The 22,630-nt window shown below is 73.5% G+C and carries 21 protein-coding genes, 1 pseudogene and 1 riboswitch; of the genes and pseudogenes, 11 read left to right on the forward strand and 11 right to left on the reverse strand.

Annotated elements, in window-relative coordinates; translation table 11 throughout:
* Positions 1 to 221 precede the first annotated feature (221 nt).
* The 5 genes from amaP to ACFYQA_RS06795 all read right to left on the reverse strand — a co-directional run bounded on the left by amaP (position 222) and on the right by ACFYQA_RS06795 (position 2,582).
* Positions 222 to 809, reverse strand: coding sequence for an alkaline shock response membrane anchor protein AmaP (gene amaP, locus ACFYQA_RS06775; protein WP_388912530.1), 588 nt, complete (start codon positions 807 to 809; stop codon positions 222 to 224).
* The gene (locus ACFYQA_RS06780; protein WP_388912533.1) at positions 806 to 1,438 is read right to left on the reverse strand and encodes a DUF6286 domain-containing protein; all 633 of its coding nucleotides are present in this window, start codon (positions 1,436 to 1,438) and stop codon (positions 806 to 808) included. The genes amaP and ACFYQA_RS06780 overlap by 4 nt, the downstream gene beginning before the upstream one ends.
* A complete protein-coding gene (locus ACFYQA_RS06785) occupies positions 1,435 to 1,809 on the reverse strand; it encodes an Asp23/Gls24 family envelope stress response protein (RefSeq protein WP_388912536.1) in 375 nt (124 codons plus the stop codon). Before ACFYQA_RS06785 ends, ACFYQA_RS06780 begins: the two co-directional genes overlap by 4 nt.
* Positions 1,810 to 1,832: 23 nt before the next feature.
* A complete protein-coding gene (locus ACFYQA_RS06790; protein ID WP_388912539.1) occupies positions 1,833 to 2,018 on the reverse strand; it encodes a hypothetical protein in 186 nt (61 codons plus the stop codon).
* 69 nt (positions 2,019 to 2,087) lie between these two features.
* Positions 2,088 to 2,582: an Asp23/Gls24 family envelope stress response protein gene (locus tag ACFYQA_RS06795; protein WP_388913002.1), complete on the reverse strand. Its 495-nt coding sequence runs from the start codon at positions 2,580 to 2,582 to the stop codon at positions 2,088 to 2,090.
* An 88-nt stretch (positions 2,583 to 2,670) separates the two neighbouring features.
* On the opposite strand from ACFYQA_RS06795, the gene ACFYQA_RS06800 reads away from it, so the two are divergent.
* On the forward strand, positions 2,671 to 3,492 hold the full coding sequence (locus ACFYQA_RS06800) for a nucleopolyhedrovirus P10 family protein (RefSeq protein ID WP_388912542.1): 822 nt from the start codon (positions 2,671 to 2,673) through the stop codon (positions 3,490 to 3,492).
* Positions 3,493 to 3,518: 26 nt separating this feature from the next.
* Here the strand turns inward: ACFYQA_RS06800 and ACFYQA_RS06805 are convergent, their stop codons facing one another.
* From ACFYQA_RS06805 to abc-f, 3 genes are all read right to left on the reverse strand, one after another.
* Positions 3,519 to 4,322, reverse strand: a complete 804-nt coding sequence (locus ACFYQA_RS06805) for an enoyl-CoA hydratase/isomerase family protein (RefSeq protein ID WP_388912545.1) — start codon at positions 4,320 to 4,322, stop codon at positions 3,519 to 3,521.
* A 147-nt stretch (positions 4,323 to 4,469) separates the two neighbouring features.
* Complete coding sequence (locus ACFYQA_RS06810) at positions 4,470 to 4,691, reverse strand: helix-turn-helix domain-containing protein (protein ID WP_018567695.1); 222 nt, start codon at positions 4,689 to 4,691, stop codon at positions 4,470 to 4,472.
* Between the two features lie 372 nt (positions 4,692 to 5,063).
* Positions 5,064 to 6,662, reverse strand: a complete 1,599-nt coding sequence (abc-f, locus tag ACFYQA_RS06815; RefSeq protein ID WP_388912548.1) for a ribosomal protection-like ABC-F family protein — start codon at positions 6,660 to 6,662, stop codon at positions 5,064 to 5,066.
* Positions 6,663 to 6,915: 253 nt separating this feature from the next.
* On the opposite strand from abc-f, the gene ACFYQA_RS06820 reads away from it, so the two are divergent.
* On the forward strand, positions 6,916 to 7,329 hold the full coding sequence (locus ACFYQA_RS06820; protein ID WP_388912551.1) for a VOC family protein: 414 nt from the start codon (positions 6,916 to 6,918) through the stop codon (positions 7,327 to 7,329).
* A 210-nt stretch (positions 7,330 to 7,539) separates the two neighbouring features.
* Here ACFYQA_RS06820 and ACFYQA_RS06825 read toward each other — a convergent pair whose 3' ends face one another.
* From ACFYQA_RS06825 to ACFYQA_RS06835, 3 genes are all read right to left on the reverse strand, one after another.
* Positions 7,540 to 8,997 (reverse strand): hypothetical protein, encoded by a 1,458-nt coding sequence (locus tag ACFYQA_RS06825; protein WP_388912554.1) that lies wholly within the window; start codon positions 8,995 to 8,997, stop codon positions 7,540 to 7,542.
* Positions 8,998 to 9,319: 322 nt separating this feature from the next.
* The gene (locus ACFYQA_RS06830; protein WP_388912556.1) at positions 9,320 to 10,459 is read right to left on the reverse strand and encodes an alpha/beta hydrolase family protein; all 1,140 of its coding nucleotides are present in this window, start codon (positions 10,457 to 10,459) and stop codon (positions 9,320 to 9,322) included.
* A gap of 278 nt (positions 10,460 to 10,737) precedes the next feature.
* Complete coding sequence (locus ACFYQA_RS06835) at positions 10,738 to 11,487, reverse strand: class II aldolase/adducin family protein (protein ID WP_388912559.1); 750 nt, start codon at positions 11,485 to 11,487, stop codon at positions 10,738 to 10,740.
* A 208-nt stretch (positions 11,488 to 11,695) separates the two neighbouring features.
* Between ACFYQA_RS06835 and ACFYQA_RS06840 the strand changes: the two genes are divergently transcribed.
* The 9 genes and pseudogenes from ACFYQA_RS06840 to cobC all read left to right on the forward strand — a co-directional run bounded on the left by ACFYQA_RS06840 (position 11,696) and on the right by cobC (position 22,461).
* Positions 11,696 to 12,955: an anion permease gene (locus ACFYQA_RS06840; RefSeq protein WP_388912562.1), complete on the forward strand. Its 1,260-nt coding sequence runs from the start codon at positions 11,696 to 11,698 to the stop codon at positions 12,953 to 12,955.
* A gap of 80 nt (positions 12,956 to 13,035) precedes the next feature.
* Complete coding sequence (locus ACFYQA_RS06845; RefSeq protein ID WP_386401038.1) at positions 13,036 to 13,257, forward strand: hypothetical protein; 222 nt, start codon at positions 13,036 to 13,038, stop codon at positions 13,255 to 13,257.
* A gap of 301 nt (positions 13,258 to 13,558) precedes the next feature.
* Positions 13,559 to 13,690, forward strand: a riboswitch (cobalamin riboswitch).
* A 124-nt stretch (positions 13,691 to 13,814) separates the two neighbouring features.
* Positions 13,815 to 14,801, forward strand: coding sequence for a cobalamin biosynthesis protein (locus ACFYQA_RS06850; protein WP_388912566.1), 987 nt, complete (start codon positions 13,815 to 13,817; stop codon positions 14,799 to 14,801).
* A 32-nt stretch (positions 14,802 to 14,833) separates the two neighbouring features.
* A complete protein-coding gene (locus ACFYQA_RS06855) occupies positions 14,834 to 16,369 on the forward strand; it encodes a cobyric acid synthase (RefSeq protein ID WP_388913005.1) in 1,536 nt (511 codons plus the stop codon).
* Positions 16,370 to 16,589: 220 nt separating this feature from the next.
* On the forward strand, positions 16,590 to 18,593 hold the full coding sequence (locus ACFYQA_RS06860; protein ID WP_388912569.1) for a putative cobaltochelatase: 2,004 nt from the start codon (positions 16,590 to 16,592) through the stop codon (positions 18,591 to 18,593).
* Positions 18,593 to 19,192 carry a cob(I)yrinic acid a,c-diamide adenosyltransferase gene (cobO, locus tag ACFYQA_RS06865; RefSeq protein WP_386401030.1) on the forward strand — a complete coding sequence of 200 codons (600 nt, stop codon included), beginning with the start codon at positions 18,593 to 18,595 and terminating at the stop codon, positions 19,190 to 19,192. Before ACFYQA_RS06860 ends, cobO begins: the two co-directional genes overlap by 1 nt.
* Positions 19,186 to 20,595, forward strand: a complete 1,410-nt coding sequence (locus ACFYQA_RS06870; RefSeq protein ID WP_388912573.1) for a cobyrinate a,c-diamide synthase — start codon at positions 19,186 to 19,188, stop codon at positions 20,593 to 20,595. The genes cobO and ACFYQA_RS06870 overlap by 7 nt, the downstream gene beginning before the upstream one ends.
* Positions 20,592 to 21,290, forward strand: a pseudogene (locus ACFYQA_RS06875) (cobalamin biosynthesis protein); the annotation flags it as partial. The gene ACFYQA_RS06870 and the pseudogene ACFYQA_RS06875, both read left to right, overlap by 4 nt.
* A gap of 103 nt (positions 21,291 to 21,393) precedes the next feature.
* On the forward strand, positions 21,394 to 22,461 hold the full coding sequence (gene cobC, locus ACFYQA_RS06880) for an Rv2231c family pyridoxal phosphate-dependent protein CobC (RefSeq protein ID WP_388912576.1): 1,068 nt from the start codon (positions 21,394 to 21,396) through the stop codon (positions 22,459 to 22,461).
* Positions 22,462 to 22,630 lie beyond the last annotated feature (169 nt).

The following is a 22,630-nucleotide window of genomic DNA, read 5'->3' on the forward strand; positions in this document are numbered from 1 at the left end:
AAGCGTCTTTTGAGCCAACATCGGAAGACCGACGGAGCCGTCAGCGGGCGGCGCGGATGTACGCCGCGGACTCAGGTGGAGCCCGGTGCATCCAGGCGAAGGTCAGTGCACCCGGGTGTGAGGATCATCGGCCGGGCCGCCCGCGGGCACGCCGGCGGGAGCGGGATGCCCGCGGAGTGCCCGCGCGTCTTCGCGGGGAACCGGTGAATGCGCCGGGGCGCTCAACTGACCCGTTCTGCCCGGTGTTTGACCGCACTGAGGCGGACCTCGGCCGGGAGGGTGGTGAGACCCACCGACTCGCGGGCGTGGGCCAGGGCTCCGGTGGTGAGGGTGTCCAGCGCGGTGCCGGGGTCGGCGTGGGGTTCCAGGAGGAGGTGGACGCGGGTCCGCGGGATGCCGCGGCGGCCGGTCAGCCGTACGTGGGCCTGTTCGACGCCGACCGGCCGGCCCGCCTCCTGGGCGAGGGCGGTCTCCAGCGCCCGGCCGCGCAGCACCGCGTCGTCACCGTCGCCGGTGTCGACGAACACCTCGGCGAGCCGTCGCCTGCGCAGTACCGCGATCAGCCACCACAGGAGGAGCAGGACGAGGACGGCGAGCGTGGCGATCACGACCGGCCACCACCAGCCCTCGTCCCGCCACCGGGTCCGCTCGGCCTCGTCCAGCAGGACGTCGTGCCGTCCGTCGTGCAGCCACCAGGAGGGCGCGGGTGCCCCCAGTCCGACGGCCAGGACGGACCCGCCGATGGCGACCAGCAGCAGGCCCACGATGCCGAGCAGGACACGGTTGACGACCCTGACCACCGCCCTCACCCCTTCCGTCCGGGGCGCCGCACCCGTACCGCCAGTACCGGCGGCCGGGACAGCGCCATCCGTCCGACCGCGTCGGCGAGCACCGCGCGCAGGTCGGCTTGCACGTCGTCCAGTTCACGGAAATGCGACACCGCGCGGACGTCGGCCCGCCTGCGGGTCACCCGTACGCGTACCGACCGCACCCCGGCGGTCTCCATGGCCCGGTCCCGCAGGACCATCGCCGCCGCGTCGCGGTCGAGACCGGCGCGTACGTCGGGGTGGGTGCGGCGCATCGGGAGCAGGGACCGCAGCCCGGGGGTGAGGGCCAGCAGGAGCAGCCAGAGACCGAGGACGGTGGCAACACCGGCGCCCAGCAGCACCCAGATGTCGTCCAGGGGCCGCCCGGCCAGCTGGTCGGCCAGTTCCCGGCGCCAGCTCATCGCGGGCCGGCCGGCGCGCACCGCGACGATGTCGTACAGGAACATCGCCGCCACTGCCAGAAGCAGCAGCGCGAGCAGGCCGGCGGAAATCCTGCGCGCCGACCAGAAGCGCCGGACCCCGCTGCCCACGGTGTCGTCGTCCGGCGCGGGCGGCTGTGCCTTCTCCAGGACGGTGCCCGTGGTGACCTCGCCGGGCCCGGTTTCGCTCATCGGGTCCTCCCGTGGAACTCGTCGGGCCCCGCCGGGTGCAGCCGTTCCACCTGGACGGCGACCTCCGGTACCTGCATGCCCGTCAGTCCGGACACCCGTTCGGTCACCTGGCGGCGTACCCGTCCGCACCGGCCGCCGATGTCGCCGGGGTAGCCGAGTTCGACATGGACGCGGACCCGCGCGGTGTCGTCGTGGTGGACGACGACCGTGGCGTACGGCGGCTCGGCGTCCCGGGGCAGCGGTCCGACCGCCTCGCGGGCCGCCTGGGAGGCGATCTTCGCGACCACCCGGTCGGCGATCCTGGTCGCGCCGCGCTCACGCGGCGGCACGAGGCCCGGGGCACCGTCGGCCTCACCCTCCGCCGTGTTCACCGGTCCCACCGGTCTCACCGGTGTCACCGCCGCCGATCGTTACGGGGACGGAAGAAGTCGCCGAACTCCAGGTCTCCCTCGAGGAATCGCCCGACGACGAAACCGACGGCCCCCAGGGCCGCCACCAGCAGGAAGGCTCCGAATCCGCCGAAATATCCGGCGAAGCCCAGCGCCATGCCGGCAATCATGCCGACCACGGCCATGCTCATGGTGCGCTCCTCAGTTGCTCAGCGGTTCGCCGTTCTCGCGGTCCCGGGCCCCGTTCACCGTCCGGTTTCTCACTGGAGGCGGCTCTCCGGCTCCTCGTCCTCCTCGTCCGGCAGCTTCACGTCGCTCACCGCGATGTTGACCTCGACCACCTCGAGGCCCGTCATCCGCTCGACCGCCGCGACGACGTTCTCCCGTACGGCCCTGGCGACATCGCCGATGGACACGCCGTAGTCGACGACGATCTCCAGGTCGAGCGCGGTCTGCACCTCACCGACCTCGGCCTTCACACCACGGGTCACCGATTTCGATCCGCCCGGCACCCGGTCGCGCACCGCCCCGAAGGTGCGGGACAGGCCGCTGCCCATGGCGTGCACCCCGAGCACGTCCCGCGCGGCGAGGCCCGCGATCTTCTCCACGACGCCGTCGGCGATCGTGGTGCGGCCACGCGTGGCGGCATCGCCTCCGCCGCGCCGGGTGCCCGGGCCCCTGCGCGCGGAGGTGTCCGGCCCGGTCTTCTCGAGATCCGCGGCCCGCGTCGAGCCGCCGTCCGTGATGTCGCTCATCGCCGTACGTCCCTTCCGATCGTCGTCCACAGGACCACCGTATGCGCCGATGCGTGGTTGCGCGCCAGGGATACGGCAGGCTGGAGGAATGACGGCGGACCGATGGACTCGGACAGTGCGGCAGCAGTTGGGACTGGGCAGGCTTCTGCCTCTGGGCGGACCGCGCGACGGCGCGTGGATCTTCGAGCGGGCCGCCGGAGCGGTTCTGCGACACGCGGTGGCACGGGCCGAGCCGGGCCTGCGCCTGGACGGTCTGCGGATCGCGCTCGCCGCTCCGGAGGACGCCGTGGAGCCGGTGGTGCCCGCTCCGCCCAGCGCCCTGCCACCGGGCTCGCTGCGGGTGACGGCCCGGTTCGCGGCCACGGCGGCGGAGCCTCTGCCGGTGACGGCGGACCGGCTGCGGGCGGTGTTGTCGCGGGCCGCGGCGGAGCGGATCGGGCTGGTGGTGACGGAGGTGGACCTGGGGGTGACGGAGCTGCTGGACGCGGAGGCCGGGACGGCGGCGGGCCCGGCAGCGGAGAGCAGGGCGCGGGACACAGCGAACGGACCGGCCGATGGACCGGCCGCTGCTCCGTCCGAGAGCCGGGCCGCTGCTCCGTCCGAGGGGCCGGCCGTTGCTCCGTCCGATGCCCCGGACTCCGGTGGGTCCGACGAGGACCGGGTCGCCGCCGCGGCGCTCGCCGTACCGGGGGTGTCCCGGCTGACGGGCGCGCTCGGCCGGGCGGTGCACCTCGCGCCGTCACCGCAGGCACCCGACGGTGTCGCCCTGGCCGGTCGTCACGCGCGCGTGGATCTCGCCGTCGGGGCGGACCACCGGGCCCTGGACGTGGCCCGGTCGGTCCGTTCGGCGGTGTCGGCCGCCCTGCCGGATCGTCCGACGGTGGCGGTCCTGGTCACAGCGGTCGACTGACGCTCCTCAGCGCGTCCCGGGCCCGTTCATTCGCCGAGGCCGGCCAGGTCCCGCAGCCGGCGGCCCTGAGCCGCGCGCTCGGCGACTCGCTGCTCCTCGTACGTACGCTCCACGGCCCCGCTCAGCAGCGCCTTCGTCTCGATCACGGCGTCCCGGGGTGCGGCGAGCAGCGCCGCGGCGAGGTCCCGTACCGCTCCGTCCAGTTCGTCACCGGGTACGGCGATGTTGGCGAGTCCGGTGTTCACGGCCTCCTCGGCCGTGACGAACCGCCCGGTCGCACAGATCTCCAGCGCGCGGGCGTACCCGACGAGCCCGACCAGCGGATGCGTGCCGGTCAGGTCCGGGACGAGTCCCAGGCTGGTCTCGCGCATGGCGAACTGGACATCGTCGGCGACGACCCGCAGGTCGCAGGCGAGGGCCAGCTGGAAACCGGCTCCGATGGCATGCCCCTGCACGGCCGCGATGGACACGATGTCGCTGCGCCGCCACCAGGTGAACGCCTCCTGGTAGGTGGCGATGGTCGCGTCGAGGCCGGCCTCGCTGCCGCGTGCCATCTCGACGAACGACGGATCGCCCTCGATTCCCTCGGGGGTGAGCATCTGCCGGTCGAGACCGGCGGAGAAGGACTTGCCCTCACCGCGGAGCACCACGACCCGCACGGAACCCGGCAGCAGCCGGCCCGCCTCGGTCAACGCGCGCCACAGAGCGGGGCTCTGCGCGTTGCGCTTGGCCGGGTTGGTCAGCGTCACCGTGGCGATCGCGTCGTCGACGGTGAGCCGTACGCCGTCCTTGTCGAGTACGGGACCGAGGTCCTGGGCGGGCGAAGCCATGGGGCGCCTCCGATGGGTGCGGTCGTCCTCCGTACCGTACGGCGGGACCGGGCCCGCCCTGCGGCACAGCTAAGTGACTGCACAGTAACCACCCGCCCGGCCTGTCGGCCGACCGGGTGGCCACCTCGGATCGTGGGCGCCCAGGGGTCAGGCCGAAGCGGCCTTCTTGCCCCGGGTCGCCCCGCCACGCCCTCGGAGCGTGACGCCCGATTCGCTGAGCATGCGGTGCACAAAGCCATACGAGCGGCCGGTCTCCTCGGCCAATGCCCGGATGCTCGCACCGGCGTCGTACTTTTTCTTCAGGTCTGCCGCGAGCTTGTCGCGCGCGGCGCCGGTTACCCGGCTGCCCTTCTTCAGAGTCTCGGCCACCCGTGCCTCCTCATGGGAAGTGCGCTCTGGTCCCCTCATGATCACCCCTCTTGGGCCCGATGGCCACCCATTCGGCAAGGTCCGTGCGACAAGGTTGTGACGACAGGAGTGCATCCCCACATACGGAACAAGAGATTCCACGGAGTGTCGGGCGCACCACCGGACGCGTTCCGCCGCGAAATACCAGGTCAGAAAGGTGTGGCGGCCGAGCCCCGGACAACTGGGGGCTCGGCCGCGAAATCGGTGCAGGACACACCTGGGTACGAGGAGATCTCACACGAATGATGGATCACCGATGGGCCGAATGATCCATACACGGTGGATCACGCCGGTGACCGGCCGTGGTCTGCGGCCGGTCGGCCCGGGGGTCGCTCAGGCGAGGGCGACGAGGTCCGCGTAGTCGGCGCCCCACAGGTCCTCGATGCCGTCCGGCAGCAGGATGATCCGCTCCGGCTGGAGCGCCTCGACGGCGCCCTCGTCGTGCGTGACCAGAACCACGGCGCCCTTGTAGGTGCGCAGCGCGCCGAGGATCTCCTCGCGGCTGGCCGGGTCGAGGTTGTTGGTGGGCTCGTCGAGGAGGAGCACGTTCGCCGAGGAGACCACGAGGGTCGCGAGCGCGAGGCGGGTCTTCTCCCCGCCGGAGAGGACACCGGCGGGCTTGTCGACGTCGTCACCGGAGAACAGGAACGAACCGAGCACCTTGCGGACCTCGACGAGGTCCATGTCGGGCGCGGCGGAGCGCATGTTCTCCAGCACCGTGCGGTCCCGGTCGAGGGTCTCGTGCTCCTGGGCGTAGTACCCGATCTTGAGCCCGTGGCCGGGTACGACCATGCCGGTGTCGGGCTGTTCCACTCCGCCCAGGAGGCGCAGCAGGGTGGTCTTGCCCGCGCCGTTGAGACCGAGGATGACGACGCGGGAGCCCTTGTCGATGGCCAGGTCGACGTCGGTGAAGATCTCGAGCGAGCCGTACGACTTCGACAGGCCCTCGGCGGTCAGCGGGGTCCTGCCGCAGGGGGACGGGTCGGGGAAGCGCAGCTTGGCGACCTTGTCGGCCTGGCGGACGCCTTCGAGGCCGGACAGCAGGCGCTCCGCGCGGCGGGCCATGTTCTGCGCGGCGACGGTCTTGGTGGCCTTGGCGCGCATCTTGTCGGCCTGGGCGTTGAGGGTGGCGGCCTTCTTCTCGGCGTTCTGCCGCTCGCGCTTGCGGCGCTTCTCGTCGGCCTCGCGCTGCTGCTGGTAGAGCTTCCAGCCCATGTTGTAGATGTCGATCGTGGAGCGGTTGGCGTCCAGATAGAACACCTTGTTGACGACCGTCTCGACCAGGTCGACGTCGTGGGAGATGACGATGAAGCCGCCGCGGTAGGTCTTGAGGTAGTCGCGCAGCCAGACGATCGAGTCGGCGTCGAGGTGGTTGGTCGGCTCGTCGAGCAGGAGGGTGTCCGCGTCGGAGAAGAGAATGCGGGCCAGCTCGATACGGCGGCGCTGACCACCGGAGAGCGTGTGCAGCGGCTGGCCGAGCACCCGGTCGGGCAGGTTCAGCGCGGCGGCGATGGTGGCGGCCTCGGCCTCGGCCGCGTACCCGCCCTTGGTGAGGAACTCGGTCTCCTGGCGCTCGTACTGCCGCAGCGCCTTCTCGCGGGTGGTGCCCTGGCCGTTCGCGATGCGCTGCTCGTTCTCGCGCATCTTGCGGATCAGGGTGTCCAGGCCGCGGGCGGACAGGACGCGGTCGCGGGCGAGCACGTCGAGGTCGCCGGTGCGGGGGTCCTGGGGGAGGTAGCCGACCTCGCCGGAGCGGGTGACGGCGCCGGCGTCGGGGACGCCCAGGCCGGCGAGGACCTTGGTGAGGGTGGTCTTGCCGGCACCGTTGCGGCCGACCAGGCCGATGCGGTCGCCCTTGGCGATACGGAAGGTGGCGCTCTCGAGGAGAACACGGGCACCGGCGCGCAGCTCGATGCCGGAGGCGGAGATCACGGACAGGCTCCAGGGCGTTGGGTGGCGGTGGGTGGCTGAGGGCGTTCCCGCCGTCTAATGCGCGAGGAGAATGGCCATGGAAGCCATTCTAACGGGGCCGCGCAACCTCTTTCCCGGCATGCGGATGTGCGGTGCCGGGCGCCCGGTCGGACCGGGCCGCGTTGTCGGTGGTGGATGCCAGACTGAGCGACAGGTCGAATTTCTGGCGATCTTCCGGCGATTGTCCGGTTGTGGGACACGAGGAGTGATGACCATGGCAGGCACGGGCGGCGGGCGTCCGAGCATCTTTCCGACCTTGCTGTACGCGGATGCGAAGGCGGCGATCCGGCAGCTCACCGAGGCCTTCGGGTTCACCGAGCTGTCGGTGTACGAGGACGGGGGCGGCGGAGTGGCCCACGCCGAGCTGGTGCAGGGCAACGGCGCGGTGATGCTGGGTTCCAAGGGCACCGGCAGCGCGTTCGACAAGGCGATGGAGGGTTCGGGCCCGGTCGGTGTCCACATCGCCGTGGACGACGTCGACGCGCATCACCGGCGGGCGGTGGAGCAGGGCGCGGAGATCCTGATGCCCCCGACGGACCAGGACTACGGCTCGCGGGACTACATGGCCCGCGACATCGAGGGCAACGTCTGGAGCTTCGGCACGTACGCGCCCGAGACCGGGGCCTGAACGGAGAGCGGAGCGTGAACGGGGAGCCGGGCGTGAACGAGGAGCGGGGAGGGCTGCGTCCGGAAGGGGGCCGCGCCGAGGGCCCGAAAACGGCGGGGCCGACGGCCCGCAGGGTCGCGCGGGCGGTCCTGCGGGGGTATTCGGCTCGGGCCGGTCCGCCGGGGCGGGCCGGCCCTGCGAAGCGCGGGCGGTTCGTGCGCGGTGCCGGTGTCAGCCTCCGGTGTGCACCTGGAAGGCGGCCCGGCGGACGGCTTTGGCCAAGGCCGGGTCGGGATGCGCGGCAGCGAGGGCGACCAGAACCTGGACGGTCCGCGGGTGTCCGACGGCGCACACCTCGTTCAGCAGCGCGGGAACGGTCGGCTGGACCGCGGACTCCAGATGCCGCACCAGCAGCGGGGCCTCCCCGTGGTCGGCGACCGCGGCGGCGGTGTCCACCCACAGCCAGGTGGCCTCCGCCCGGGTGAGGACCTCGTGGGCGTCCTCGGGGTCGGCGCCCTCGTGCTCGGCCAGCCACAGCAGGGCGTAGGGCCGCAGCGTCGGCTCGTCGTGCACGGCACGGACCTCGGGTTCGGCGGGGGCACCGACGACCCGCAGCGCCTCGAAGGCGAGGCCGCGCAGGAGGGCGTCCTCCCCGCGGGCGGCGTCGAGCAGTTCGGTGACGGCACTGCCCACCGGACGGGCGGCGAGCCAGGCGCGGTACTCGGCGCGGGCCGCGTTGGGGCGCAGCTGGGCGCAGCCGCGGAGCATGTCCTCGGCGCCCTGCTCGATGTTCCCGGCGGGGCTCTGGGCGGCGACGCAGATCTGCTCCAGCTTGACCCAGACCGCCCAGCTGCCGAGTGGGGTGAGGGTGGCCTGCCCCTCGCCGTAGGTGAGGGCGCCCACGGCGGCGAGGGCGCACAGGGCCCAGTCGAGAAGCGGGGCGAGCGGAACGTCGTCGGCCCCCGGCCCGGCGAGGGCGAGGGCGGGCACGGCCGGTCCGAACTCGGGCTCGGGCGAACGCTCGGGGTGCGCGGTGCCGGAGGAGCGGGGCCCGTAGTCGACCTCGTAGCGCTCCGTACGCAGTTCGGTGACCCGCTGCTGCAGAAGGTCGAGGAGCTGCGGGACGGGGACCGGGCCGGCCGAGAGCTGGAGGAAGGAGAGGACCTGCGGCATGGCCGAGACGACCTCGCCCACGGCGGCGGGCCCGTGGTCCTCGGGTTCCGGGTGGGCGAGCGACCAGGCGTCGAACAGGGCGACCCAGCCACGCAGGACGGCACTGTCGTCACGGTCCCAGGCGCGCAGCCGCCAGCCGGGGCGGGCGGTGTCGCCGTGCACCTCGATCAGGCCGGCGAGCCGGGCCGTGTCCCAGTCGGCGCGGACCTGGGCCGGCGTCAGGCCCAGGTCGTCGGCCGCCCATCCGACGGTCGTGTCGGAGAGGATGGCCCGGCCGGCGGCCGTGGCGCTGCCCCGGCCGGGGCCCAGGGCTGCGTCGGCCCAGCGGGCGACGCGGGCCGCGCCGGCCAGACCGGAGCGCGCCATTCGGGCCAGCTCCGCGGGAGCCGGTGTGCCTTCCGGTGGGCGTGGCGCAGGGCGGCGCGACCGCTGCTGGTTCATCGCCCTGGGGGCGGCGGCCAGGGGTCGCGGGCGGACAAGTCGAAGCCTGGAGTCGCGCGGGATACGGGACGTCACGGGTGCAGTCTCGCGGTTGACGGTCCGAAAACCCAAACGGAATGCCACAGGCGGCGAGGGGGACGGTCAACGCACAGGGGCGCGGGGGCAGTCGGAGGAAGGAAACGGGCCGGGGCGGGCGGGGACACGCCGGAAGCACGCCGGGAACACGCCGTGGAGCGGAATCCCCGGCGACGGCCCGCGGGACCGGCGGGCGCGGGCCGGACGGGCCGCGCCGGGCCGGACAGGACGGTACGGGCCGGACAGGACGGTACGGGCCGGACAGGACGGTACGGGCCGGACAGGACGGTACGGGCCGGACAGGACGGTACGGGCCGGACGATCACATGAAAGGGGTGAGGAAGCGGCGCAGCGCCTCTTCATAGGTGTGCGGGTCGGCGTTCCACATGGCGCCGTGCGGCGCGTCCGCGACCGTGTGCAGGATGACCGTGTTGGGCTGGGCGGCGGCCAGCCGGTGCGAGAGCTGCCAGGGGGCCACGGTGTCGCCGGGGCCGTGGATGATCAGGGTGGGAATGCCGACGCGCTCCGGCCCCGGGGTGCCGGGACGATGGCCTCCGTGGTGGTCGCCGTGGCGGCCGGTGCGGCCCTGGGCGGCGCGGACAGCCAGCGGCAGCAGCGCTCCGGGGGTGCGGCGGGCCGCGGCGAGGGCGCGCAGCGTCGATTCCCAGCTGAGCACCGGAGAGTCGAGGACCAGCCCGGCGACGTGGTCGCGCAGTGTGGAACGGGCGGCGGCGCGCAACGCCATGGTCGCGCCGATGGACCAGCCGAGCAGGACGACCTGCCGGGCACCGGCGTCCACCGCGTACCGGATCGCCGCGTCGAGGTCGCGCCACTCGGTCTCGCCCAGGTGGTTGAGGCCGTCGGGCGAGCGCGGTGCGCCCCGGTCGCCCCGGTAGGTGAGGGCGAGCACCGGGAAGTGGTGGCGGTGCAGGAATTCCATGAGGTTCATGGCCTGTTCCCGGGTGGTGCCGAGGCCGTGCACCGCGAGCACCCAGGTGTCCCGGACATCCGGGACGAACCAGGCGGGGAGAGGGCCGAGTTCGCCGGGGACGTCGACGTCGGTGTGGTCCAGGCCCAGGGCGGTCCCCGGGTCGCCGACGTAGAGGTTCGGGGTGAGCCAAACCCGGTCGCCGGGGTCCAGGGTGCCCCGTACGACGCGTTCCAGGCGGCGTACGACGGTGTCGGCGGAGTCCGGGACGCCGTCCAGGACGGGTCCGACGACCGCGTGGGTGCCGTCACCGGCGAGGCCGTAGCGGCCGGGCCGCAGCGTGGCGAGGTGCCGGGTGAGGGTGATCTGACCGGCGGCGGTGCCGTGCACGGTGAGCCGGGGCTCGGTGGGCAGGGGCCTGCCCGGTGGCGCCTTGAGGGCGGCGTCGCTGGCGACCCGGCCGACCGCCACCGCGGCGACGGAAGCCCCTATCACGGCGGTGACGGCAGCGGCCGTCGCTCTGGCAGTACGCACCCACCCAGTGTCCAGGCCGACCGGCCGACCGGCCACCCCAGCGACGGTCAGGGGCCCGAACCACCGGGACACCGGGGCGCGGGTCACCGAGGCACCGGTACACCGGGTCGCCAGGGCGTCGCCCCGCGTCACCCGGCCGCTCCGGAAGAGGCCACCGCCCCTCCCCCGCCTCCGGCGCCGGGCAGGCCCGCCGCGCCGCTCGTCCGGGACCCGTGGACGGTCCGTGACCTCCGTCGGTTCAGGGCTGAGGGCTCCGCCCCGCCCACCGGCCGGGCAGGTCAGCCGCGCTGTCCGTAGCTTCGCAGGCGGTCGGTGACCTCCGTCAGGTGGCCGACCGACAGGAGGTTCGGGGAGTGGCCGGGGACGGACGAGGCGGTCAGCCAGAGCCTGCACATCCACTCCAGTTGGGCGGTGCGGTCGTAGGCCTGGTCGAGGGTCGTGCCGTGGGTGACGGTGCCGTGGTTCTGGAGGAGGCAGCCGGTGCGGTCCTCGAGGGCGCGCAGCATGTTCTCGGCCAACTTTTGAGTGCCGTACGTCGCGTAGGGAGCCACCCGGACGGGTCCGCCGAGCGCGGCGGCCATGTAGTGGATCAGCGGGAGTTCGTCGACGAGCGTGGAGACGGCCGTCGCGTGCACGGCGTGCGTGTGCACCACCGCGCGGGCGCCGGTCGTGCGGTACACCGCGAGATGCATGGGCAGCTCGCTGGTCGGGGCCAGGGTGCCGAGGACCTGTCGGCCGGTGAGGTCGACGCCGGTGACGTCGTCCGGCGTCAGCCGGTCGTAGGGCACTCCCGACGGTGTGACCAGCACGGTCTCCCCGACCCGCACCGAGACGTTGCCGGAGGTCCCGACGACGAGCCCGTCCGAGACGGTCCGGCGGGCCGCCCCGACGAGGGCGGCCCAGGCACACGTCTCCTCGTCGCTCACGGCCCTGTCCTGCCGCTCCTGCCGTTCCCTCACTCGCTGCGGGCGGTCCCCGGCGCGCGCTCCGCCCTCCGCGCTCCGCCGGTCCCTCTGTCGCTCCGTCATGCCGCGATCCTGCCGGGTGACCGAAATCTCTTCAACGGCGTCCCGTCGGCTCCCGCACCCGCTCACACCCGCCCGCGACCGCCCTCGGACCGCCGAGAGACGGTCACCTTCCCCTACAGTCACCCCGACGCCCGTTCCAGTTCATCTTCCGTTCACCCACGTTACCTACGTTCAACGCGCCAATGACTTCGAACGATTGCCTGGGTAAATGGAAAGCTTCTCGCTGATCCTCGCGATTGTGGTGGTAACCGCACTTGCGTTTGATTTCACGAACGGTTTCCACGACACCGCGAACGCGATGGCTACGACCATTTCGACCGGTGCTCTCAAGCCCAAGGTTGCGGTGGCGATGTCCGCCGTCCTCAACCTGGTGGGCGCCTTCCTCTCCGTGGAGGTCGCCAACACGATCTCCAAGGGCCTCGTCGACGAGGCCGGCATCCGTCCCGAGGTCATCTTCGCCGCACTGGTCGGCGCGATCCTCTGGAACCTCCTGACCTGGCTGGTCGGTCTGCCGTCCAGTTCCTCGCACGCCCTGATGGGCGGCCTGATCGGCGCCACCGTCGCCTCGGCGGGCTTCGGCGCGGTGCACGGCGACGTCCTGGTCACCAAGGTGCTGATCCCCGCGATCGCCGCGCCGCTGGTCGCCGGCCTGGCCGCGATGTTCGCGACCCGGCTGACCTACCGCATGGGCCGCAGGTCGGCCGGCAGCAAGGCCTCCGAGAAGGGGTACCGGGCCGGACAGATCGCCTCCGCCGGTCTGGTCTCCCTCGCCCACGGCACCAACGACGCCCAGAAGACGATGGGCATCATCACCCTGGCCCTGGTCGCCGGCGGCACCCTCGCCCCGGACTCCGACCCGCCGATGTGGGTCATCGTCTCCGCGGGCATCGCCATCGCGCTCGGCACCTACCTCGGCGGCTGGCGCATCATCCGCACCATGGGCAAGGGCCTGACCGACCTCCAGCCGCAGCAGGGCTTCGTCGCCCAGACCAGCGCCGCGACGGTCATCCTGGCCTCCTCCCACCTCGGTTTCTCCCTGTCCACCACGCACTCCGTCTCCGGTTCCGTGATGGGTGCGGGCCTGGGCCGCAAGGGCGGCGTGGTCCGCTGGTCGACGGCCACCCGGATGTTCGTCGCCTGGGGCCTGACGCTGCCGGCGGCGGCCCTGGCCGCGGCGGTCGCCGAGTGGGTCTGCGGCTTCGGCAGCTGGGGCACCGCTCTCGTCGCGGTCTTCCTGATCGCCTCCAGCGCGGCGATCTGGAAGATCTCCCGGCGCGAGGTCGTCGACCACACCAACGTCAACGACACCGCCGGCCCCGAAGACACCGACAAGGAGCAGAGCGGCGTCGTGACCGCGGCCATGGCCGCCGTGGCCACCCCTCCGGCGGGCCCCGTGGCCGAGGACCTCTCGGCCACCATCCCGGCTCCCGTCGATCCGGCGGTCCCTCCGGCCAGGACCGCGGTCTGACCCCGCGGGAAGACACGCAGCAGACCCCGCAGGAAGACACGCAGGAAGACACGTAGGAAGACACGTAGGAGAAGAGCACCATGAAGATCGACTGGGCGGCCCTCGGTTCCGTCTTCGGCGTCAGCCTCGTGGTCACCGTGGCCCTGGTGGCCCTGTTCACCCTGGGCATCACCGGCCTGTCCCGCCGTGAACGGGCCGCCGCCCAGGGCGAGTCCGCGGCCCTGGCGGTCACCGGCGCCTACGCCTGCTTCGCGGCCTGCGTGGCGGCGGTGGCGTACGGGATCTACATGATCATGGCCTGATTCATGGCCTGACGGCTGCCTGATTCCGGGGCAGGATCCGGGCCGGCGTCCCGGTCCGGGTCATGTCGTCCGCCCGCCCGGCGGGCGGTGCGGGGCACGTTGCCTCCGTACCGCCCGTTTCGTGTTCCCGGACCACCCGCCCGCCGGTCCCGGACCGCCCGCCGCCGGGCCGTTTCCGCGCCGCCCGTCCCACCGCGGAACCCCTTGCCCGCGGTTCACTCTCCGATCACCCTCCGGAACCTCTCTGTGGGTCTCAGCACACTTCAGCCTCGCAGGTCAAAGGCAAGTTGACGGTTCTTCCGGACCGTGGTGAACTGCCGGAGCCATTACGGCGGCAGGAGAGGAAGCCGGTGCGAATCCGGCGCGGTCCCGCCACTGTCACCGGGGTGAACGACCCCGGGAGCCAGGAACTCCCACCGCCGGTCTCGTCGAACCAGGGCGTGGACACCCTGAGTGAGGACATACCGCCATGCCCGGCTGCCTGTTGAGGTCGACCAGCGATGCTCCGCCCCGGTTCGGGGCGGCCACTCCCACCGGATCCCTCACCGGCTGAACCCATGGGTGCCGATCGCGAGTTCGCGTACGGCGCCGCTGCCGGCCTCCTCGGTGACCTGCTTCTCGGCGATCCCCGCCGAGGGCATCCGGTCGCCGCTTTCGGGCGGGCCGCGGCTGCCGTGGAACGGGTTCTGTGGCAGGACGACCGGGGCCGGGGCGTGCTGCACACCGCCGTCTGCGTGGGCGGAGCCGTCGCTCTGGGCAGCCTGGCCGCCCGCCTCGTACGGTCCTCCCCCGCCGCCTCCGTCGCCCTGACCGGCGCGGCCACCTGGGCCGTCGTCGGAGGGACGTCGCTGGCCCGGGAGGCCCGCGCCATCGGGCGCGCCCTGGAATCCGGGACCGCCGAAGGAATCGAGGCGGCGCGGGCGCGGCTGCCGCACCTGTGCGGGCGGGACCCGCATGCGCTGGACGCCGAAGGGATCGCCCGCGCGGTCGTGGAGTCCGTCGCCGAGAACACCTCCGACGCCGTGGTGGGCGCCCTGGTGTGGGGTGCCGTCGCCGGTGTGCCGGGGCTGCTCGGGTTCCGGGCCGTCAACACCCTGGACGCCATGGTCGGCCACAAGTCCCCCCGCCATCTGCGGTACGGCTGGGCCTCCGCGCGCCTCGACGACGTCGCCGGGTGGCCCGGGGCGCGGCTGACCGCCGTACTCGCCGCGGTCGCCGGGCCGGATCCGCGGGGTGCCGTCCTGGCGTGGCGCGCGGATGCCGCGAAGCATCCGAGTCCCAACGCCGGGCCCGTGGAGGCGTCCTTCGCGGGCGCGCTCGGTGTGCGGCTCGGCGGATCGCTGTCCTACGCCGGGCGGGTCGAGCACCGGCCCGTCCTCAACGGCGGCGGCCGGGCCGTGACCGTGGCGGACATCGACCGCGCGGTACGGCTCTCGGAGCGCGTCGGCCGGCTGGCACTCGGCGTCGGCGTCGCCGCGCGCATCGGCGTACGAGCCGTTGCGCGGGCCGTCCCCAAGGGGCGCGGGAAGGGGTGCACGTCATGACGGACCGTACGACGGGCGGTATGCCGGACCGTATGACGGGCGGCGGGCTGCTGGTGGCCGGCACGACGTCGGACGCCGGCAAGAGTGTGGTGACCGCCGGGATCTGCCGGTGGCTGGCGCGGCAGGGCGTCAAGGTCGCGCCGTTCAAGGCGCAGAACATGTCGCTGAACTCGTTCGTCACGCGGGAGGGCGCCGAGATCGGGCGGGCGCAGGCCATGCAGGCCCAGGCCTGCCGCATCGAGCCGACCGCGCTGATGAATCCGGTACTGCTCAAGCCGGGCGGGGAGCGGAGCAGCCAGGTCGTGCTGCTGGGCAGGCCGGTCGGTGAGCTGAGCGCGCGCGGCTACCACGGCGGGCGGCAACAACAGCTCCTGGGCACGGTGCTGGACTCCCTCGCGCAGCTGCGGGCCACGTACGACGCGGTGATCTGCGAAGGGGCCGGCAGTCCGGCCGAGATCAATCTGCGGCGCACCGACATCGTCAACATGGGGATCGCCCGGAACGCCTCGCTCCCCGTCCTCGTCGTCGGCGACATCGACCGCGGCGGGGTCTTCGCCTCCTTCTTCGGCACGGTCGCGCTGCTGTCGCGCGAGGACCAGGAGCTGGTCGCCGGTTTCCTGGTGAACAAGTTCCGGGGCGATGTGTCGCTGCTGGAGCCGGGACTGGACATGCTGCACGGTCTGACCGGACGGCACACGTACGGCGTACTGCCCTTCCGGCACGGGCTCGGCATCGACGAGGAGGACGGGCTGGCGGTGTCCCTGCGGGGTGCCGTACGGGAGTCCGCGGTCGCCGCGCCGCTCGGCGAGGACGTGCTGCGGGTCGCCGTGTGCGCAGTGCCGCTGATGTCCAACTTCACGGACGTGGACGCGCTGGCCGCGGAACCGGGTGTCGTGGTCCGTTTCGTGGACCGGCCCGAGGAACTGGCCGACGCCGACCTCGTGGTGGTGCCGGGCACGCGCGGCACCGTACGGGCGCTTCAGTGGCTGCGGGAGCGCGGGCTCGCGGACGCGCTGAAGCGGCGGGCGGCCGAGGGGCGGCCCGTGCTCGGGATCTGCGGGGGCTTCCAGATCCTCGGCGAGCGCATCGAGGACGACGTGGAGAGCCGTGCCGGCCGGGTCGACGGGCTCGGGATCCTGCCCGTACGGGTGCGGTTCGCACGGGAGAAGACGCTCGAGCGGCCCGTTGGAAAGGCCCTCGGGGAGCCCGTCGAGGGCTACGAGATCCATCACGGGGTCGCCGACGTACGGGGAGGGGCGGCGTTCATCTCCGATGACGGTGGACGCAGCCTGGACGGCTGTCGGGCCGGGCAGACCTGGGGCACGCACTGGCACGGTTCGCTGGAGTCGGACGGCTTCCGCCGGGCCTTCCTGCGCGAGGTGGCCGCCGCCGCGGGACGCCGTTTCGTACCGGCCCCCGACACCTCGTTCGCCGCGCTGCGCGAGGAACAGCTCGACCGGCTCGGCGATCTGATCGAACAGCACGCGGACACGGACGCGCTGTGGCGGCTCATCGAGTCCGGCGCCCCACCGGGGCTGCCGTTCGTTCCGCCGGGAGCGCCCGCATGAGCGCCGTGTCGTGGTCGGCCGCCGGCTCGGCGGGGCGCCGGCGGATCGTGGTGGCGGCGGGGAACGCCGGCCCACGAGAGCACGGCGGCCAGGCGGCCGGGGTCGTGGACGGCCGGGAGGCCCGCCCCCGTGCCGGCGGAGAGCAGATTTCGATCCCGGCGGTCCCGCGGCCCATGACCGGGCCGAACAGTCGGACACCATCCGAAGGAGTGATCACCGCGTGAGTACGCCCTATCCCTTCACCGCCGTCGTCGGCCAGGACGACCTGCGGTTGGCCCTACTGCTGAACGCGGTGTCACCACAGGTGGGTGGCGTTCTCGTGCGGGGGGAGAAGGGGACCGCGAAGTCGACTGCCGTCAGGGCGCTGGCCGCGCTGATGCCGGAGACCGAGGTCGTACCCGGCTGCCGGTTCTCCTGCGACCCCGCGGTCCCGGACCCGTCGTGCCCTGACGGACCGCATGAGTCCCGCCCCGGGGCGCGGCGCCCCACGGCACTCGTCGAGCTTCCGGTCGGTGCCTCCGAGGACCGGCTGGTGGGTGCCCTCGATATCGAGCGGGCGCTCGCGGAGGGGGTGAAGGCCTTCGAACCGGGCCTGCTCGCAGGCGCCCACCGGGGGATCCTGTACGTCGACGAGGTCAATCTCCTGAACGACCATCTCGTCGACCTGCTGCTGGACGCCGCCGCCATGGGCGCCTCGTACGTCGAGCGCGAGGGTGTCTCCGTACGGCACGCGGCGCGCTTCCTGCTCGTCGGGACCATGAATCCCGAAGAGGGCGAGCTGCGACCCCAGTTGCTGGACCGGTTCGGACTGACCGTGGAGGTCAAGGCCTCGCGGGAGCCGGACCAGCGGGTGGAGGTCGTGCGGCGCAGGCTGGCCTACGACGATGCCCCGGAGGAGTTCGCCGCGCGCTGGGCCGGGGAGGAGGCTGCCGTACGGCAGCGGATCATGGCGGCGCGGGAGCTGCTGTCATCGGTGCGACTGGGTGATGGGGCGCTGCGGCAGATCGCGGCGACCTGTGCCTCCTTCGAGGTGGACGGCATGCGTGCCGACATCGTGATGGCGCGCACCGCGACCGCGCTGGCGGCCTGGGCCGGGCGGACGGACGTACTGGCCGAGGACGTACGGCAGGCCGCGCTGCTGGCCCTCCCTCACCGGCGGCGGCGCAACCCGTTCGACGCGCCGGGGCTCGACGAAGACAAACTCGACGAAACGCTGGAGGAGTTCGGCGAACAGGACGAGGGCGACGACGATCCCGACCCGGGGCCGGACGGTGGTCCGGGCGGGCAGCCGGCACCCGAGGACGGCCCTCAGGGGGACGACACCTCCGCGCGGCCCGAGGACGGCGAGGGCGGGGAACCGCAAGCGGGGCCCGGTGCCGGGGAGCGGTCCGCCGTACGGGCCGCAGAGCCCTTCCGGACGAAGACGCTGAGTGTGCCGGGCATCGGTGAGGGTGCCGCCGGGCGGCGGTCGCGGGCGCGGACCGAGCGCGGGCGGACCACCGCGGCCCGGCGCCCGCAGGGGGCGCTGACCAAGCTGCACCTCGCCGCGACCGTACAGGCCGCGGCGCCGCATCAGCGGGTGCGGGGGCGCAGCGGCCCGGGACTGGTGGTCCGGCGGGACGATCTCAGGCAGGCGGTGCGGGAGGGCCACGAATCCAATCTCGTACTGTTCGTGGTCGATGCCTCCGGGTCGATGGCCGCGCGGCAGCGGATGAGCGCCGTGAAGGGTGCCGTGCTGTCGCTGCTGCTCGACGCCTACCAGCGGCGGGACAAGGTGGGGCTGGTGACCTTCCGCGGAACGGCCGCCGAGGTGGCGCTGCCACCGACCTCGTCCGTGGACGCGGCGGCGGCCCGGCTGGAGTCGCTGCCGACCGGCGGGCGTACGCCGCTCTCGGCAGGGCTGCTCAAGGCGCACGACGTGCTGCGTGTGGAGCGGTTGCGCGACCCCTCGCGGCGGGCGCTGGTGGTCGTGGTGACCGACGGACGGGCCACCGGCGGCCCCGAGCCGGTCGCCCTCGCGGGGCGGGCGGCGCGGCTGTTCGCCGCCGAGGGCACCGCCTCCGTGGTCGTGGACTGCGAGGCGGGGCCGGTGCGCCTGGGTCTGGCGGGGCAGCTCGCGGGTGAGCTGGGGGGTACGGCGGTGACGCTGGACGAGTTGCGGGCGGACTCGATCGCCGGGCTGGTCAGGGATGTGCAGGGTGCCGGAACAAGGAGGGCGGCGTAATGCCGAAGGGACAGCCGAGTGTCGTACCGCAGGACGGTCTGACGACGCGCCAGCGGCGCAACCGGCCGCTGGTCGTCGTGCACACGGGCGTCGGCAAGGGCAAGTCGACCGCAGCGTTCGGGCTGGCGCTGCGGGCCTGGAACCAGGGGTGGCCGATCGGGGTGTTCCAGTTCGTCAAGTCGGCGAAGTGGAAGGTCGGCGAGGAGAACGCGCTGCGGGTGCTCGACGCCTCCGGCGAGGGCGGCAGCGTCAGATGGCACAAGATGGGCGAGGGCTGGTCCTGGGTCCAGCGGGACGCGCAGATGGACAACGAGGAGAAGGCCCGCGAGGGCTGGGAGCAGGTCAAGCGCGACCTGGCCGCCGAGACGTACAAGCTGTACGTGCTGGACGAGTTCGCCTACCCGATGCACTGGGGGTGGGTCGACACCGACGAGGTCGTGTCCGTGCTGCGCGACCGGCCCGGGACCCAGCACGTTGTGATCACGGGGCGGAACGTGCCGGAGAAGCTGGTGGACTTCGCCGACCTGGTGACCGACATGTCCAAGGTCAAGCACCCCATGGACGCCGGGCAGAAGGGGCAGAGGGGCATCGAGTGGTGACGTCCTCGTCGTCCGTGCCCCGGCTGGTCGTCGCCGCGCCCTCGTCGGGCAGTGGCAAGACCACCGTCGCCACGGGGCTGATGGCCGCGCTCGCCGCGCGGGGACTCGCCGTGTCCCCGCACAAGGTCGGGCCCGACTACATCGACCCCGGATACCACTCGCTGGCCACCGGGCGCGTGGGACGCAACCTGGACGCGTACCTGTGCGGGCCCGATCTGATCGGTCCGCTGTTCCTGCACGGCGCGCGCGGATGCGACATCGCGGTCGTCGAAGGCGTGATGGGGCTGTACGACGGGGCCGCGGGGCAGGAGGAGCTGGCGTCCACGGCCCAGGTGGCGAAGCTGCTGCGGGCGCCGGTGGTGCTGGTCGTGGACGCGTCGTCGCAGTCCCGGTCGGTGGCGGCGCTGGTGCACGGGTTCGTGACGTGGGACCCGGAGGTGCGGATCGAGGGCGTGATCCTCAACAAGGTCGCGTCGGACCGTCACGAGGCGTTGCTGCGGGAGGCGTTGGAGTCGTCGGGGGTGCCGGTGCTCGGTGTGGTGCGGCGGGCTCCGCGGGTCGGCACACCGTCGCGGCATCTGGGGCTGGTACCGGTCGCCGAGCGGCGGGACAGCGCGGTGGAGGCGGTTGCGGCGATGGCCGCGCAGGTGGCCGCCGGGTGTGACCTGGAGGCGTTGGTCGCGCTGGCTCACAGGGCCGGGGACGTGTCGTGTGCGGAGTGGGACGCGGCGGCGGCTCTTGTTTCCTCTCCCCCGCCGCCCCTTCCCGTCCCGGCCCCGGGGGCTGCGCTCGCGGACGGGCCGGCGGTGGTCGCCGTCGCCGGTGGGGCCGCGTTCTCGTTCTCCTACGCGGAGCATGCCGAGCTGCTTGCCGCTGCCGGGGCCGAGGTCGTCGTCTTCGACCCCCTGCGGGACGAGGAGTTGCCCGAGGGGACCCGGGGGGTGGTCGTCGGGGGTGGGTTTCCCGAGATGTACGCGACCGAGCTGTCGGCCAACGAGCCGCTGCGGAAGGCCGTCGCCGAACTGGCTCTGAGCGGCGCGCCGGTGGCCGCCGAGTGTGCGGGACTGCTGTATCTGTGCCAAGAACTGGACGGTCTGCCCATGTGCGGGGTGCTGGACGCCACCGCGCGGATGACCGAGCGGCTCACCCTCGGTTACCGGGACGCGGTGGCCGTGTCGGACAGTGTGCTGGCCGGGGCCGGGACGCGGATGCGGGGTCACGAGTTCCACCGCACCGTCGTCGAGCCCGGCGCGGGGGACGCGCCCGCGTGGGGTGTGCGGGCACCGGCACCGCGCGTCGAAGGCTTCGTGCGGCGCGGTGTGCACGCCAGCTATCTGCACACGCACTGGGCGGGCGAGCCCGGTGTGGCCCGCCGGTTCGTGGAGCGGTGCCGGACCTCATGAGCGGCGGCGGGACGCGTGGCCGCGCGCGGGGAGCCACCGAGGTGCCGGCCGCCGTGCCGGTGGTGACCTCGGCGGCCTGTGCCGTGGGTCCGGGCGCCGGTCCACGGATGCTGGGCCTGCCGGTGGAGGGCGACGTGGCCGCCGTGTCGCGCGCCCTGCCGGGCGGCGAGGCGGTGGCGCTGTGTGCCGACGTGGCCCGGCCGCTGCCGCTGCTGCCGGTTCCGGTTCCGGTCGTCGGCGAGGAGGCGTACACGATCCGCCTCACGGACCGCCTGGTCGAGCCGCGCGCGGGGGAGGCCGTCCTCAGGCCGCCGTCCCTCGTCGTCGGGGTCGGCGCCTCGAAGGGTGTTCCGGTCGACGAGTTGCTCGCCCTGATCGGGGCGGCCCTGCGCGACGCCGGGCTGTCTGCCGCGTCACTCGCCCATCTGGCCACCGGGGACGCGAAGGCCGAGGAGCCCGGCATCGTGGAGGCGGCCCGGCGGCTGGGTGTGCCCTTGGTGGTCCACGGCGCCGGGGAGCTGGCGCGGGTCGAGGTGCCCCACCCGTCCGACGCGGCGCTGGCCGCCGTCGGCACCCCGTCGGTCGCGGAGGCCGCCGCGCTGGTGGGCGGGGGCGAACTCCTCGTGCCCAAGCGCAGGTCGGAGCGCGCGGACGGGCAGCCCGCGAGGGCGACCTGCGCCGTCGTACGGCGGCCGGCGACGCCGGTGAGTGGCGTACCGAACGCCTCGCGGCCGGACGACGACGGACCCGACCAGCCCAAACCCAAACACACGCACCCGCACCCGCACCCGCACTCCCATGCGAGCTGAACCGGAGGACAGCATGCACGACCTGCGACACCACGGGGACGCCGAGGTCCGGGACGACGGCTCCGCGCTGGTCGACCTGGCCGTGAACGTCCGCTCGGGCACTCCCCCGGCGTGGCTGCGCGAGCACATCGCCGGGTCGGTGGCCGGCCTCGCCGCCTACCCGGACGGGCGGGCGGCGCGGGCCGCGGTGGCGGCGCGGCACGGGCTGCCGGTGGAGCGGGTGCTGCTGACGGCGGGGGCGGCGGAGGCGTTCGTGCTGCTGGCGCGGGCACTGAAGGTGCGCCGGCCGGTGGTGGTGCATCCGCAGTTCACCGAGCCGGAGGCGGCGCTGCGGGACGCGGGGCACACGGTCGACCGGGTGCTGCTGCGGGAGGCGGACGGTTTCCGGCTGGACCCCGGCGCGGTTCCCGAGGCCGCGGACCTGGTGGTGATCGGCAACCCGACGAACCCGACGTCCGTACTGCACCCGGCCGCCGACATCGCCCGGCTCGCCCGGCCGGGCCGGACCCTGGTCGTGGACGAGGCGTTCCTGGACGCGGTGCCGGGCGAGCGGGAGGCACTGGCCGGACGGACGGACGTGCCGGGGCTGGTGGTCCTGCGCAGTCTCACCAAGACGTGGGGCCTGGCGGGGTTGCGCATCGGGTACGTCCTGGCCGGGCCGGAGACGATCGAGCTGCTGACGCGGGCGCAGCCCCTGTGGCCGGTGTCCACGCCCGCGCTGGCGGCGGCGGAAGCGTGCGTGGGGCCCAGGGCCCTGGCGGAGGCGGACGGGGCGGCCCGCCGCGTCGCCGCGGACCGCTCCCGTCTCCTCACCGGCCTCGCGGAGTTCGCCGGCCGCGGGGTACGGGCCGTGGAAGGCGCCGAGGGTCCCTTCGTCCTCCTCCGGCTCCCGCACGCGGCGGCCGTACGGGAGCGCCTGCGCACACTCGGTTTCGCGGTACGGCGCGGGGACACCTTCCCCGGCCTCGACCAGCGCTGGCTGCGCGTCGCGGTACGCGACCGTGGGACGACGGACGCGTTCCTGGAGGCGCTGGGCCGGGCCCTGGACGCAGACTGAGCCGAGCCGCACACGGCAACGGGCCGGGCCGGCCCTGCCGCCGGCAGGTCGACACGAGAACACCGGTCCTCGGGACGGTCCGGATGCGCGGCGCGGCGAGAACCGGACCACCGGTGACGCCGGGCCCGGCGGTGGGAGCGCCGGCCCCGGGTCGCCGATGCCCTCATGG

The sequence above is a fragment of the Streptomyces sp. NPDC005774 genome, assembly GCF_042871645.1.
Lineage (GTDB): Bacteria > Actinomycetota > Actinomycetes > Streptomycetales > Streptomycetaceae > Streptomyces > Streptomyces pratens.

Excerpts from the sequence above, each read along its gene's own strand:
- ACFYQA_RS06855 (WP_388913005.1), top strand. The coding sequence starts at position 14,834 with ATGACGGGCGGCGGGCTGCTGGTGGCCGGCACGACGTCGGACGCCGGC.
- ACFYQA_RS06795 (WP_388913002.1), bottom strand. The coding sequence starts at position 2,582 with ATGAGCGACATCACGGACGGCGGCTCGACGCGGGCCGCGGATCTCGAG.
- ACFYQA_RS06790 (WP_388912539.1), bottom strand. The coding sequence starts at position 2,018 with ATGAGCATGGCCGTGGTCGGCATGATTGCCGGCATGGCGCTGGGCTTC.
- ACFYQA_RS06800 (WP_388912542.1), top strand. The coding sequence starts at position 2,671 with ATGACGGCGGACCGATGGACTCGGACAGTGCGGCAGCAGTTGGGACTG.
- ACFYQA_RS06835 (WP_388912559.1), bottom strand. The coding sequence starts at position 11,487 with ATGACGGAGCGACAGAGGGACCGGCGGAGCGCGGAGGGCGGAGCGCGC.
- ACFYQA_RS06850 (WP_388912566.1), top strand. The coding sequence starts at position 13,815 with ATGGGTGCCGATCGCGAGTTCGCGTACGGCGCCGCTGCCGGCCTCCTC.
- ACFYQA_RS06820 (WP_388912551.1), top strand. The coding sequence starts at position 6,916 with ATGGCAGGCACGGGCGGCGGGCGTCCGAGCATCTTTCCGACCTTGCTG.
- ACFYQA_RS06780 (WP_388912533.1), bottom strand. The coding sequence starts at position 1,438 with ATGAGCGAAACCGGGCCCGGCGAGGTCACCACGGGCACCGTCCTGGAG.
- ACFYQA_RS06805 (WP_388912545.1), bottom strand. The coding sequence starts at position 4,322 with ATGGCTTCGCCCGCCCAGGACCTCGGTCCCGTACTCGACAAGGACGGC.
- cobC (WP_388912576.1), top strand. The coding sequence starts at position 21,394 with ATGCGAGCTGAACCGGAGGACAGCATGCACGACCTGCGACACCACGGG.
- ACFYQA_RS06845 (WP_386401038.1), top strand. The coding sequence starts at position 13,036 with ATGAAGATCGACTGGGCGGCCCTCGGTTCCGTCTTCGGCGTCAGCCTC.
- cobO (WP_386401030.1), top strand. The coding sequence starts at position 18,593 with ATGCCGAAGGGACAGCCGAGTGTCGTACCGCAGGACGGTCTGACGACG.
- ACFYQA_RS06840 (WP_388912562.1), top strand. The coding sequence starts at position 11,696 with ATGGAAAGCTTCTCGCTGATCCTCGCGATTGTGGTGGTAACCGCACTT.